The 13,114-nt window shown below is 40.1% G+C and carries 12 protein-coding genes; 11 read left to right on the top strand and 1 reads right to left on the bottom strand.

Annotated elements, in window-relative coordinates; genetic code table 11:
* The first annotated feature begins 1,045 nt into the window (after window positions 1-1,045).
* The 8 genes from fdxB to RMZ43_RS32385 all read left to right on the top strand — a co-directional run bounded on the left by fdxB (window position 1,046) and on the right by RMZ43_RS32385 (window position 7,969).
* Window positions 1,046-1,339: a ferredoxin III, nif-specific gene (fdxB, locus tag RMZ43_RS32420; RefSeq protein ID WP_109012311.1), complete on the top strand. Its 294-nt coding sequence runs from the start codon at window positions 1,046-1,048 to the stop codon at window positions 1,337-1,339.
* Window positions 1,340-1,822: 483 nt separating this feature from the next.
* Complete coding sequence (locus RMZ43_RS32415; RefSeq protein ID WP_322654172.1) at window positions 1,823-2,866, top strand: cytochrome c oxidase subunit II; 1,044 nt, start codon at window positions 1,823-1,825, stop codon at window positions 2,864-2,866.
* 129 nt (window positions 2,867-2,995) lie between these two features.
* Entirely contained in the window at window positions 2,996-4,684 is a 1,689-nt protein-coding gene (gene ctaD, locus RMZ43_RS32410) for a cytochrome c oxidase subunit I (RefSeq protein ID WP_322654183.1), read from the top strand.
* 549 nt (window positions 4,685-5,233) lie between these two features.
* A complete protein-coding gene (locus RMZ43_RS32405; protein ID WP_229468424.1) occupies window positions 5,234-5,833 on the top strand; it encodes a cytochrome c oxidase subunit 3 in 600 nt (199 codons plus the stop codon).
* 166 nt (window positions 5,834-5,999) lie between these two features.
* Window positions 6,000-6,485 carry a hypothetical protein gene (locus tag RMZ43_RS32400; RefSeq protein WP_322646777.1) on the top strand — a complete coding sequence of 162 codons (486 nt, stop codon included), beginning with the start codon at window positions 6,000-6,002 and terminating at the stop codon, window positions 6,483-6,485.
* A gap of 140 nt (window positions 6,486-6,625) precedes the next feature.
* A complete protein-coding gene (locus tag RMZ43_RS32395) occupies window positions 6,626-6,799 on the top strand; it encodes a hypothetical protein (RefSeq protein ID WP_322646778.1) in 174 nt (57 codons plus the stop codon).
* A gap of 5 nt (window positions 6,800-6,804) precedes the next feature.
* Entirely contained in the window at window positions 6,805-7,416 is a 612-nt protein-coding gene (locus RMZ43_RS32390) for a cupin (protein WP_322654171.1), read from the top strand.
* A gap of 67 nt (window positions 7,417-7,483) precedes the next feature.
* Entirely contained in the window at window positions 7,484-7,969 is a 486-nt protein-coding gene (locus RMZ43_RS32385; protein WP_322646780.1) for an ArsC/Spx/MgsR family protein, read from the top strand.
* Between the two features lie 1,634 nt (window positions 7,970-9,603).
* Here the strand turns inward: RMZ43_RS32385 and cysK are convergent.
* Window positions 9,604-10,563 carry a cysteine synthase A gene (cysK, locus tag RMZ43_RS32380; protein WP_322654170.1) on the bottom strand — a complete coding sequence of 320 codons (960 nt, stop codon included), beginning with the start codon at window positions 10,561-10,563 and terminating at the stop codon, window positions 9,604-9,606.
* Between the two features lie 1,015 nt (window positions 10,564-11,578).
* Here cysK and RMZ43_RS32375 point away from each other — a divergent pair.
* Genes RMZ43_RS32375 through RMZ43_RS32365 form a run of 3 tightly spaced genes read left to right on the top strand, consistent with a single transcriptional unit; the run spans window position 11,579 to window position 12,636 of the window.
* Window positions 11,579-12,001: a hypothetical protein gene (locus tag RMZ43_RS32375; protein WP_322646783.1), complete on the top strand. Its 423-nt coding sequence runs from the start codon at window positions 11,579-11,581 to the stop codon at window positions 11,999-12,001.
* Window positions 12,002-12,040: 39 nt separating this feature from the next.
* Window positions 12,041-12,322, top strand: a complete 282-nt coding sequence (locus tag RMZ43_RS32370) for a hypothetical protein (protein WP_100900566.1) — start codon at window positions 12,041-12,043, stop codon at window positions 12,320-12,322.
* 2 nt (window positions 12,323-12,324) lie between these two features.
* Window positions 12,325-12,636: a hypothetical protein gene (locus RMZ43_RS32365; RefSeq protein ID WP_322646784.1), complete on the top strand. Its 312-nt coding sequence runs from the start codon at window positions 12,325-12,327 to the stop codon at window positions 12,634-12,636.
* Window positions 12,637-13,114: the final 478 nt, after the last annotated feature.

Below are 13,114 nucleotides of genomic sequence, written 5' to 3'. Positions count from 1 at the left end.
CTAATCGTTGAGATGTCTGGCTCAGGTCTCCGTCTCCCCCAATACGGTTCGGATAAGCAGGGGAAGCAGGGGAGGCAAAGAGTTTATGAAAAGCTATTCTTTCCCCCCCTGCTGTTCTACTCCCCCTGCTCCCACTGCCTGCCCAAACGAGTAAATTTCTTAACCGAACGGTATTGAGGTCTCCCCTGGATGAGTCCTGTTTATTCATGACTCGCTACCACATATCTTTATGGCGAGAATAATTTTTTCTCACCATACTCACTCCCCACATCCATATTTTGAGTTTGCATCCAATTGGAAGCTATTTAAGGCTTTAAAACCGAGCCGGATAAAACTTATTTATTAACTATACATTTCATAAAAATAATGATTAATTTGTTCGTATCGAGCTTAAAGAAAATCTTAACATTTGTTGAAAATCTACCTCAATGAACATTTTTCCTTTATCCATAAAGTGCTTTTAGAAAACATTTAAGCTTTTTGTAATCACATTTCATCTGATTTATTAATGATTTTAATATTTAATGCATGATAATATTCTGCTACCAAGTTTACAGTTCCTTCATAATTAACTTTACTTTCTTGATGTAAAAGAATAATCTCTTTTGTCATCATTTATCTAAATAGATTAATTAAAATAAAATCAAAATTGTTGGCTTTTAAAATACATATTGCATATATAAAAATGTAACTTATGAACATTTACTTTTGTATCAATTACTACTGTTTAGATATATTTATCTGAATAATCAAAAAATAATTGAAAAAGAATATCATCACTTTTATAGAGATATTTGTATCTTGTGGAAATAATAATTATCCATACACAGTAGTAATTAGATACTTTAGCTCCCTACAACTAGACAATTATTATCAATAATCCTTATCTATAATTTGAAATTAAAAACAATGTAATTTTGTGTTCAAATTCATCGGAATTTGATGACTAAAAAGTAATTTTTGAATATAAACGAATAAAAGATTAGGATAATATGATGATTAATGCACAAACAGATTGAAAGGCAAAATTGCCGAAGGATTATTCATGGCACAGCTAACAGGTTTGACATTTGGCGGTAAGGCTTGGACACCAAAATTTGCTCAAGAAATTGATAAGGACAAATGTATCGGTTGTGGCAGATGCGTTAAAGTATGCGGTTACAATGTTTTGGGTTTGAAGGCGCTCAATGAAGAAGGCGAATTTGTAGATGATGAAGATGATGATGAAATTGAACGGAAAGTAATGGCAGTTACTTCTCCAGAAAACTGTATTGGTTGTGAAGCGTGTTCACGGATTTGCCCCAAAAATTGCTACACCCATGTTGCATTAAACAACTAAGGTTTTTGAAGTTAGTCAAAATTGTTGTTCATTCAAGGAGGCACTGTTTGTATAAAGCGCAAATGTGCTAGGCAAGGTAACTTGAGGGGAATATTAAATATTTACTGTAACTAATAGAAAGTTCACAGTAAACAAATGCGTAAATCACAAAATGTCAGTTATTAACAAAATTAAACTTGCTGCTAATATAGCCTAATCAATATTAGGTCTAACAGTGCCCTCTTGGAACAACTAGCTTTTCTGGGAGCAGGGGGCTACCTTTTTCATAGGAGTTGAAATATAATTTGTAAGTTTCTGGGGGAAAGATATGGAAAAAATCTGGAAGTTTCCCCCATTTTTTATGGCTGCACGTTAGAAAGTTAATAAGTGAAAAGGGAAAAGGGAATAGGGAATGGGGAATGGGGAATAGATAATAATGCCCAGCGCCTAATACCTAATACCAGAAAATCACATCTTTAAAGACTGTTTACACAGGTAGCATGTATGCAACAAGTTCCTGTTTCACTATGGACTCTGGTTGCTGGGATAGTAGTTACAGCAACCAGTATTTGGATTGGTCAGAATCACACTCTGATGCCGGTGCAAGCATCGTTACAAGCACCTTTGGTAGACGGTTTTTTCAACGTCATGTTTACCATTGCGATCGCACTCTTCTTAGTGGTAGAAGGAACAATTGTACTTTTTCTGATTCAGTTTCGTCGCCGTCGCGGTGATGATAGCGATGGTGTGCGAGTAGAAGGCAACGTTCCCTTAGAAATCTTTTGGACAGCAATCCCAACAGTGATTGTTCTCGGCTTGGGCATTTACAGTGTAGATGTTTTTAACCGAATGGGCGGCTTTGAGCCTGCGGGTCATCCTCATTCAGCAGCTCATGTTGCTCATCTGCCGGGGAGTGCTTTGGCAGCCACATTAAGCGATACTGAAGCAACAACTGCTCCAGCAATCGCCCCAACAATTGGTATTGGCGCGTCTCCTCAAACTCTAAACAAACCAGCCGATTTAGTTGTTGATGTCAAAGGCATACAGTATGCCTGGTTATTTAATTACCCTGATAGTGGCATTACCTCTGGGGAATTGCACATACCCGTCGGTGCTGATGTGCAACTCAACCTTTCAGCACAAGATGTAATTCATTCATTTTGGGTGCCAAACTTCCGCTTGAAACAAGATGCACTTCCTGGTATCCCTACCGAACTACGATTTGTCGCCACCAAACCAGGTACATATCCCGTAGTTTGTGCTGAGTTGTGCGGTGGTTATCACGGTTCAATGCGGACACAAGTAATTGTCCACACACCAGAAGAATATGATAGCTGGCGGACAGAAAACCAAATTGCTCAACAGCAAAATTTAAATCAAGTCGTTGCAGTGAGCGAGTCCCCGTCTTGGCGGTTTCCGGCGATGGGGAACTCGCGAACCCAAAGGGTTAATCCAGCCGACTTATCAACATCGGAGTTTCTCGCACCCCACACCCATGATATGGGAATTAGTGCAGCAACTCTAGAGTCATTAGTCATGAGTCATTAGTCATTGGTCATTGGTCATTGGTCATTAGTCATTAGTTATTGGTAACTGACAAATGACAACAGACAAATGACAAAGGACAAAAAGACAAAAGACAAATGACAAATGACAAAAGACAAAGGACAAAAATATATGACGCAGGTAGAATTTCCACGGAATACTCCACCAGAAGAAAAAAAACCGGAAATGGTGGCTGGCCATACCTCCCATCCGAAGGCGTGGAAATGGCAGGACTATTTTACATTTAATGTTGACCACAAGGTTATTGGTATCCAATATCTAGTGACGGCGTTTGTGTTCTATCTCATCGGCGGACTGATGGCTGTTGCTCTCCGTGTCGAATTAGCAACACCCGATGCAGACGTACTCGACCCCAATTTGTACAACGCTTTCATGACCAATCACGGGACGATTATGATCTTCCTGTGGATTGTTCCTAGCGCCATTGGCGGATTTGGTAACTATTTAGTGCCGTTGATGGTTGGTGCTAGGGATATGGCGTTTCCGAAGCTGAACGCGATCGCCTTTTGGTTGAACCCACCAGCCGGATTACTCATATTAGGTAGTTTCATTTTTGGCGGTTCACAATCTGGTTGGACAGCTTACCCACCTTTGAGTTTGGTGACAGCGCCAATTGCTCAAAGTATGTGGATACTGGCGATCGTCTTGGTGGGAACTTCTTCAATTTTGGGTTCACTGAACTTTGTGATCACCATTTTGATGATGAAGGTTCCTAGCATGAAATGGGATCAAGTGCCTCTATTTTGCTGGGCAATCTTGGCAACCTCCCTGCTAGCACTTCTCTCCACACCTGTATTAGCAGCCGGTTTAGTTCTGCTGTTGTTTGACCTCAACTTTGGCACTTCCTTCTTTAAACCAGATGCAGGCGGTAACGTTGTAATTTATCAACACTTGTTCTGGTTTTATTCTCACCCGGCAGTATATTTAATGATTCTGCCCATCTTCGGCATCATGTCGGAGGTAATTCCAGTTCACTCGCGTAAGCCAATTTTTGGTTATAAAGCGATCGCTTATTCTAGTGTAGCCATCTGCGTTGTCGGTTTATTCGTCTGGGTACACCACATGTTCACCAGTGGTACACCCGGCTGGATGCGGATGTTCTTCACTATCTCTACCCTCATAGTTGCAGTTCCCACTGGCGTGAAGATTTTTGCCTGGGTTGCTACCCTCTGGGGTGGTAAAATCCGCTTCACAGGTGCGATGCTTTTCGCCATTGGCTTGTTGTCCATGTTTGTTATGGGTGGCTTAAGTGGTGTGACGATGGGAACAGCCCCCTTTGATGTTCACGTCCACGACACATATTATGTAGTAGGACATTTCCATTACGTTCTGTTTGGCGGTTCCGTGTTTGGCATCTACGCCGGTATTTATCACTGGTTCCCCAAAATGACCGGACGAATGCTGAATGAAAGCTTGGCACGCATTCACTTTGCCCTTACCTTCATCGGTACTAATCTGACCTTTTTACCCATGCACGAGTTGGGTTTAAAAGGAATGCCGCGACGAGTGGCAATGTATGACCCCCAATTTATCGACCTCAATCAAATTTGTACCTTTGGTTCATTTGTTTTGGCGATATCGGTAATTCCTTTCACCATCAACATGATCTACAGTTGGCTGAAAGGGCCTTTGGCTGGTGATAATCCTTGGCAAGCTTTGACCTTAGAATGGACAACTAGCTCACCACCTGCAATTGAAAACTGGGAAGTGTTGCCGGTTGTAACTCATGGCCCTTATGACTACGGTCATGATAACAGGCTTGAAATACAGCCATCTGCAACGCCGGAAGCTAATGCTTAGGTAGATAAAGTGAGTAATGCGATCGCACTCAAAGTCACTAAAACTTCTAGTCATTAGATTTGAGAACTCAAAACTCCAAGCTTGGAATACGAAACTTCAAGCTTGGAACACGAACGCCCGAATTCAATAAACGGACACCCAAATTCAATAAACGGATGCCCGAATTCAATAAACGGATGCCCGAATTCAATGAACGGACGCCCGAATTCAATGAACGGATACCCGAATTCAATAAACGGATACCCGAATTCAATAAACGGATACCCGAATTCAGAAAACGAAACTCGGAATTTTGAAAATTCTTGAACAATTCAAGAGTTTGGCTAAACAAGGATTTTGGATAAAGAATAGAAATTTATACCAATTCTCCAAAATGAAGCAACAGATGTAAATCAGGAAAGTCTTGCTGCATCTAAGTTTCTTAATTGCGTTATTAGCGGAGTGGGGCGTAGCCCATTGCGAATTGCGAATTGGTATTAGCTGGTTCAGACTTCATTCTTTATTCAAGCTTCCACAACAGACAGAGTAGATTGTATTGTCAAAAAATCTATGACTATAGCTACAACCACAAGCGAAGATCACAGTGCAGGACACGAAGAACATCCAGATTTAAGAGTCTGGGGATTGTTGACGTTCCTCGCTTCTGAATCCCTAATGTTTGGGGGATTTTTTGCCACTTATTTGTTTTTCCGGGGTACTACAGCAGTTTGGCCTCCAGAAGGAAGCGAAGTAGAACTACTCGTACCAACGATTAACACCATTATTCTGGTGTCTAGTAGTTTCGTCATTCACTTCGGTGATACGGCGATTAAAAAGAATAACGTTAAGGGAATGCAACTGTGGTACGCAATTACCGCAATCATGGGGGCAATTTTCTTAGGTGGTCAGGTTTATGAGTATTCAACTTTAGGATACGGACTGACTACCAACGTTTTTGCCAATTGCTTTTATATCATGACTGGATTCCACGGTTTGCACGTTTTTGTGGGACTGTTATTGATATTACGTGCATTGTGGCGATCACGTCTTCCCGGTGAATATTCTGCAACCAATCATACTTTCATCGAAATGACAGAAATTTACTGGCACTTCGTAGACATTATTTGGATTGTTTTATTCACCTTGGTGTACGTTCTTACTTTGTTTTAAAGGGGAGTGGGGAGTAGGGAGTGGTGAATATTTCTACTCCCTACTCCCTATTGCTATTCTTCTCTTTACCTTAGTCTACGTTCTCACTTTGTTTTAAATAGGGTATGTAGCACACCCTCATCTCCCCCACTCCCCATTCTCTACTCCCTACTCCCCAGTTACCAATATGCAAGCTAATACAAATAAATTCTCATGGTTCCAGGTTCCAGAGGACATCAAAAATTTATTAATTTTAGCTGCACAAACTTGGGAAAACACATCAGAATCAGAAAAATATATTCAACAAGCTTTAGCCAAAACTGGTGATAATACAGATGTCTTGGTAGCAGCATATAGATTTTTTTATTATAAGAATAATTATTCTCTTGCATTACAAACAACAACTAAATTATTAGATAAAATTAAAGAAATAGAAAACTTGCCTGATGACTGGGAGCAACTTAAGCCGATATTAGTCAATCGCAAAGAAGACCCACAAATTCGATTGTACTTAAATGCTTATGCTGCTTCTGGATTAGTACTAGCAAAGTTAGGAGCAATCGAGGAAGCGAAAGAAATCAGCACCAAAGTCAAAGAGATAGACGAAAAGCATGATTTTGGAGCCGGAATTCTCCTGGATATTTTGACACGTCCAGCAGAAGAAGATGATTAATCAATCAATGCACATCTCGACAAGACAATGTGCATTGTAGAGACGCGATTCATCGCGTCTATATAGAGTGGGGAGATAACGAGAATACCCCATACCCCATACCCCATTCCCCATTCCCAATTCCCTTTTAGTGAACAATCATGAACAATTGGTTATCTACCACATCATATTCCTCTTACTCCCTATTAGGAGCAGCTACTGATAGCAATTCTATCATTCCTCCTATCACCATACCTACTCAACTTCCTGGAGGTACTAATATTCCTAATGTCTCTCCGATCATCATCATCCAATCTTCTCAGCTATCAACTTAAAACTTATGAAAGGTAAGGATTGGCTGCTAACGGGGGACGGTCATTATCAAGCCTGTAAAGCTGTAAGAGCATGGGATTTATTGAGAGAAAACTATCGTGTTTATCGGTTTTTAACTGAAATCGAAGATGTTCTCAATAGTGTGAACGATCAAACCAGTCGTCTGCCAGAAATCCGAATGCTTGTAAGGCGCTTGATAGTAAATTCCTACTGGGTGCGAAGTCAATATTTAGAACCTTCGCCTAAAACGGGAACCTCTGTTTTACTCCTATACGATGAATTGGGTTTTCCGTTAACGGTGCAGACAGTAACATTTGCACCGGGAACCCGATCAACCATTCATAATCATGGGACGTGGGGAGTTGTGGCGGTGTTAAAAGGTCAGGAAAAAAATACTTTTTGGCGACACACTCCTAGCCCAGAATCTCAGGACAAAATTGAACAGACGGGAGAGATAACTCTATTTCCAGGGGATATTATTAGCTTTACTCCTGATGCAATTCACAGTGTAGAAGCAATGGGTGATGAACCAACTGTGACTTTTAACATTTACGGCGAAACTGATCCGAGTGAGAGATTTGAGTTTGACCCGGTTAAGTGTAGTGCTAAAAACTTTTAGCATCACACGGTAGGAGCGCACAAATGTGCGCCCTTAAAAACGAATAATTTTACAGCGAGGTAGTTGAATGGCAAGAGTAATTTTCTATAGCAAACCAGGCTGTAAAGGTGGTACTAAGCAAAAAGTTTTGCTAACAGCTGCTGGTCATGAGGTGATACCATACAACCTGTTAACTGAACCTTGGACAGTTGAGCGGTTGCGTTCATTTTTCGGCGATCGCCCCATAGCCGAATGGTTTAATCTTTCCGCCCCAAAGGTAAAATCTGGTGAGGTGGTTCCTGAAAAAGTGGATGAACAAACTGCTTTGGCGCTGATGCTGAAAGAACCGTTGTTGATTCGCCGTCCTTTGTTAGAAATAGGCGAACAACGCGAGGTAGGGTTTGATGTACAAAAAATTGATGCTTGGATTGGCTTACAAGCTGTGGATGAATCCTTGCAAGAAATCAGCGACAAGCTTATGAAGCAAGATTTGCAAAACTGTTCCCACGGTAAAGACCATAATCATGATCGCGGTTCTCAACAACACCAAAAACAAGGCAACTGTAAACATTAGATTTCTTGCAAAAGTCCCTCACACCCCACCCCCAGCCCCTAACTAATAGTGCGGGATTGTTCTGCTGAGGAATGGCGGAGGCTGCTGGAGTATGAACTAGTATCGGAACGGGAGTTAGTCGCGGCGTAGTCGGAATGATTTAGGCGATTGCATACTCTAAAGGTGTGCGATCGCCTAAAAAACTACTATCATACGCATCAATTATGATGGAGACTGCCTGCTTTAGGAGAGTATCAATTAAATAAAGTTGATCCTTACTTTTCCAATATTTACAAGTAAATCTACTTAGAAAATTAACTTTATAGTTAATATTTTAATTTGTTAACTTAAATAGATGATTTTTTTCAATACGCGTATTATTTTATCTGTTAACAGGTACGTACAATGTAAACCAATGACCTACTATCATCGGTTTAGATAGTATGGCTTAGGATAGCGAAAGTTAATACTGACTATATCTACCAGATTTGAGCAGCTTTTGCACTTTGTGTTACGCTGCCGATGTAAGGAAGTTGGGCGTTTACCTACTGCGCCGTTAGAGGATGTTTGAAAAGTCAAAATCTATACTAAAAACCTCGCTTCCATTCCTCTCTCCTACAAGGCTATCTATTAGTCACATCTTTCATTACAATTTTATAACCCTTGTTTTGCAAGCATCTTGAACATTGAGGTGTCAGGCATACTTGACAAGTTGGCTCTTAATATTCTCGCTAAAACTAGGTTTTTATTAAGAATTAACGACGAACGAATAAGGGTTATAAAAATGTGAATGAATACTCTGTCAAATGTTAAGAAAGATCCGGGTAAGGGATAGCCTACAAGGAGAGAGGCTTTGAAACCCCCATTGCCTTGTAGGAAACTCAGTATCCCCACGGAGTGGGGATTAGAGTCAGGGGGCTAGGGGGTTAGGTTTTCGAGGCTTTGATGTTACCAAAAATACTTTTCAAACATCCTCTTAGATTTTTCTTTACGTTTATAGAACTAGCCCTTTCAAGGTGACAAACGAAGATACATTGTTCCAGTGCTAGCACCTTGAATCCTCCACTCAGATTTGGGGATTTTTGAAGGTCGAAATAACCAATCTTCGTTTCAAATTTCACCACCTTGAAAGGGCTAGTTTATAGAACTTATGCACTGTACAAAAAGATCGGATTATGCATAATGAACGCGGACAGATCTATTGTCTGTATTTGCGGGTCAATTGCACTGCGGCTGCAAAAAGCTTCAGCTATCTACAATCCACGTTTCATCTTCCGCTAGTGAATAAATTGATTTCACTTACACCTATATAAGAAGTAGAACGAGGGCTGATGTCCTCGCTAGTTCAAAACCCCGACAAAGTTGAGGTATCTGTGTCTACTATGGTGAAAATCACACAATAAAAATTTTGTCAAGGCGTAAGTTCTAGTTTATTAAAATCGTGTCCGCTAACGATTTTACCGCCATGCCAGTAGGCTGAGTTTTGCAGGGTAATAAGCTAAACCACATCTAGTTTGCATAATCTGAAATTGTACATTTCTTATGGGGTGGGCGACACGAGCGCCCATGCAATTTTAAGGACAAGCACCGAATGAAACGCTAGAGCTAAATGAGAGGGACAGGAGGTTCATTAATGCGTTGTCCCTCTTGTCTCCTTAACGCACACCAGCAGTTTCTAAGGACAAATCTTGAAACATGGGTGTGCTGAGGTAACGTTCACCAAAGGAAGGCTGAATCATCACGATTAAACGTCCGGCATTTTCTGGACGTTTACCTACTTGAATTGCAGCACACAAAGCTGCACCAGAGGATATCCCAGACAATAAGCCTTCTTCTTTTGCCAAACGTCGCCCATAAGCGATCGCTTGTTCATCGCTGACTCTAATTACTTCATCAACTAATTCTAGGCGGAGAACATCGGGGACAAATCCGGCACCAATACCTTGAATTTTGTGTGGCCCGGCTTCACCACCGGAGAGAACTGGGCTATTGCTGGGTTCAACTGCGATCGCTTTAAAAGTCTTCTTACGCTGTTTAAGTACTTCTGCAACCCCAGTAATTGTCCCACCAGTACCTACCCCAGCAATGACAATATCAACTTCCCCGTCTGTATCTGTCCAAATTTCTTCTGCGGTGGTTTCCTGGTGAACTTTAGGATTGGCAGGGTTGCGAAACTGTTGCAGCATAAAAGCATCAGGAGTATTAGCCACAATTTCTTCAGCTTTGCGAATAGCTCCCCGCATTCCCTCAACGCCTGGTGTCAATTCCAAAGAAGCACCATAAGCCCTGAGCATAGCCCGTCGTTCTTGGCTCATCGTCTCTGGCATTGTTAAAATCAAACGATAGCCACGCGCTGCTGCTACCATCGCTAGAGCAATTCCTGTATTACCAGAAGTAGGCTCAACCAAAATAGTCTTTCCAGGCTCAATTGAACCAGCTGCTTCTGCTGAGAGTATCATACTTAACCCAATGCGGTCTTTCACCGAAGCTGCTGGGTTCATCCCTTCTAATTTGACAACTATCCTTGCTACTACTCCCTCAGCTTGAGGAATCTTGTTCAGTTGAACTAAAGGAGTTCGTCCAATTAGTTCTGTTATGTCTTGAGCAATCCGCATTATTTAGCTCCTAAAATCCTAAATCTTAGTACAGAGTATTTACTTATAACAATAAGCTTTTGTGTATTTAATTTGCAGTTTAGTGTCAATGAGTGCATATACTATGTATTCTAACTAAATTACAAAATATGAAAGTTTAGGAAGAACCTTTTTCAGATGTTCCCCTTGATTCTCACTTCAGCAGAGGGCTAGCTTGCCATACTTATATTTTACCATTTGGAATTGCTGACTATTGCTTATTGGGCATAAATTCTGTATATATGCATAATTTTTACCATTATTTTCAATCTCTTCTATATGTTATGGAAATATAATTTACTTGCATAACATTTAATTGTTTATTCTAATTTATTAGTCTATCTTTATCAAAAGACATTGATATTTTCTTTTGAGTGCAGTTTTTGTCTTCTAAAAAATGCATTATAAACAGTCCTTAATCCTTGCCTACACTGCTTTGAGGTTGAGTACAGAACTACCAGCGCCCCACCTCGTAAACACTAGAACCCCATCCTAAAAACACTAGCACCCATACCCCAATTAATTTTTGCAATACTTATCAGGCAGGGATTACAGACTTTGAGTACTATTCTAATGAATTTAATAATCTTAACGGGGCTAGGGTAAACTGTTTTGTGGAGAGCGGCTGATATAAATCGTATAGGATTTACGCAGAGATTCCCCTCTACCCCCCAACATTCCTGGGCGAAAGCTTAGTGAACTAGGGGGGACTTCTTAATCTCTCTTTTGAGAGGAGGATGAAATCAGGTTCTCTAAATCTAAGCGCGTTATTTCTGACTGATTAATCCTACGTTTTGTGAAAAGCTTGGTAACTTTTCAGTAGTCCGTAGTCAGTGATAATTGTAAAAATGACTGGCAACTAACAATTGTAAAACTACCATTTACACATATTTTAATATCAAAACTGTTTGAAAAGTAGAAATGTATAGCTACTTAAAATAAACAGCAAAAGATATTTTCTTGCTGAGTGCATACTACCTAGCAAGGGAGAGCCGAGATGAAAGCAAAACTTTTAAATCTTCTCACAGTTTGCGTAGTTACCTTAGTAGTGCTTTCTCCAGGAGTAGTAGTATTTGGCATAGTTTGGGAGCGACATTTGGAGTTAGTAAAATCCCAGAATTTAGCCTGCGAAGTTAACAAGACTAGTAGAAATGCTCCTATCTTGGCTCCCCGGACAGAGGGTACACATTCCCCTCAGACTAGCATCCAATCCTCTGACCGTAATGTGATTCATCAAATGCTGACTGTTGCTGAACAATATAAATTTGCCACGATCCTACAATGGTTCTTCTTGCTAACCCCTATTTGTATTGGGTTAGGGATTCTTTTTTACGACAGATATCTTGTTCATCGTGCTGCTGTTTTAAAAGAACAAGTTGAAATGTTGGAAAGACTATGGCAGCACAGTATCGAACAGTAACTAATTCACAATTAACTCACTAAAATTAAGAAGCTTACTATGTCAGAACAACGCCAACAACTGTATTTCAATCTGATTGATGAGCTACTTAAATGTCCTAATGGTCAAGAACCAGAAGTTTTGGAAAGTAAGCCAGAATTAATTGATTCTGGTTTTGTAGAGACAATGCTACAAGTAGCAACTATGTTTGCTCATGAAGGCAATCAAGATGGTGCTAAGTTTTTATTTTTTGTAGCGCGTGAGCTAGCTAAAGAACTGGGTTTATACCCGGAAGTTTCCAATCCTGAAGTTGCAAACACTGAAGCTGCAAATAAGGAGTAAAAATGCTGTTGACTTCAACGGATGCAGGGCAGATAGCTTTAGAACTGCTCATGGCAGATTGGAATATTTCAGAAGAGAATCGGGAATGGTTTACAATCTTTAACTCTCGTTTGATTGGCGAGAGTTGGTACACTGTAGAATTAGGTGTAGAAGGATTTCCCGATCGATGGTTTATTCAAGTATATGACAATGGAGTGTGCGATCCAAACTATACATTTATATCACCAATCCGTGATTATGAAGGATTTACAGACTTTGTAAATGTGCCGGATATAATAGCAGAGGTATTAGTTTGTGAACGTAATGCTCGATAATAATTAAAAAGACAAAATTTAGAATTCAATATTAAAATATGCTATTTAAATGCATTTTATTTGAATTCATAATTTTCGATATTAGAGTATTTAGGTGCATCTTCCTTTTGCAAATATCCTTCTAGATTATAAATCGTGCTTAGTCTTGCAAACCAAGTTCGCCTATGCTGACTAAGAAAACAAGCGACTGGGTTAAGCGCTAGTAGCTAGTAGGTTGGGTTGAGGAACGAAACCCAACAAAGCCCCGGAAATGTTGGGTTGTGCTTTACTTAACCCAACCTACAATTTTATACAAAGCCAAATGTATGTCGTATAGCTGCGAATTATATTCGCCTAGACTAGGGGTATTCCAACCAATACTTTCATATTTAAATATAAAGATGCTTTACGCGAATCTGAGGTAATACTAAACAATGTATGCCTCTTTTTTTTGTAGTATTTAATATTTTATTTAAGCCTATTAGGCTATTTTGTAATG

The sequence above is a fragment of the Nostoc sp. CmiVER01 genome, assembly GCF_034531135.2.
In the GTDB taxonomy this organism is placed as follows: domain Bacteria; phylum Cyanobacteriota; class Cyanobacteriia; order Cyanobacteriales; family Nostocaceae; genus Nostoc.
The sequence above is the reverse complement of the archived record's forward strand: the minus strand, read 5'-3'. Positions and strand labels throughout refer to the sequence as shown.

Coding starts and splice junctions, on each gene's coding strand:
- RMZ43_RS32390 (WP_322654171.1), top strand. CDS start 6,805: ATGAAAGGTAAGGATTGGCTGCTAACGGGGGACGGTCATTATCAAGCC.
- RMZ43_RS32415 (WP_322654172.1), top strand. CDS start 1,823: ATGCAACAAGTTCCTGTTTCACTATGGACTCTGGTTGCTGGGATAGTA.
- RMZ43_RS32365 (WP_322646784.1), top strand. CDS start 12,325: ATGCTGTTGACTTCAACGGATGCAGGGCAGATAGCTTTAGAACTGCTC.
- ctaD (WP_322654183.1), top strand. CDS start 2,996: ATGACGCAGGTAGAATTTCCACGGAATACTCCACCAGAAGAAAAAAAA.
- RMZ43_RS32405 (WP_229468424.1), top strand. CDS start 5,234: ATGACTATAGCTACAACCACAAGCGAAGATCACAGTGCAGGACACGAA.
- RMZ43_RS32395 (WP_322646778.1), top strand. CDS start 6,626: ATGAACAATTGGTTATCTACCACATCATATTCCTCTTACTCCCTATTA.
- RMZ43_RS32370 (WP_100900566.1), top strand. CDS start 12,041: ATGTCAGAACAACGCCAACAACTGTATTTCAATCTGATTGATGAGCTA.
- cysK (WP_322654170.1), bottom strand. CDS start 10,563: ATGCGGATTGCTCAAGACATAACAGAACTAATTGGACGAACTCCTTTA.
- RMZ43_RS32385 (WP_322646780.1), top strand. CDS start 7,484: ATGGCAAGAGTAATTTTCTATAGCAAACCAGGCTGTAAAGGTGGTACT.
- RMZ43_RS32400 (WP_322646777.1), top strand. CDS start 6,000: ATGCAAGCTAATACAAATAAATTCTCATGGTTCCAGGTTCCAGAGGAC.
- fdxB (WP_109012311.1), top strand. CDS start 1,046: ATGGCACAGCTAACAGGTTTGACATTTGGCGGTAAGGCTTGGACACCA.
- RMZ43_RS32375 (WP_322646783.1), top strand. CDS start 11,579: ATGAAAGCAAAACTTTTAAATCTTCTCACAGTTTGCGTAGTTACCTTA.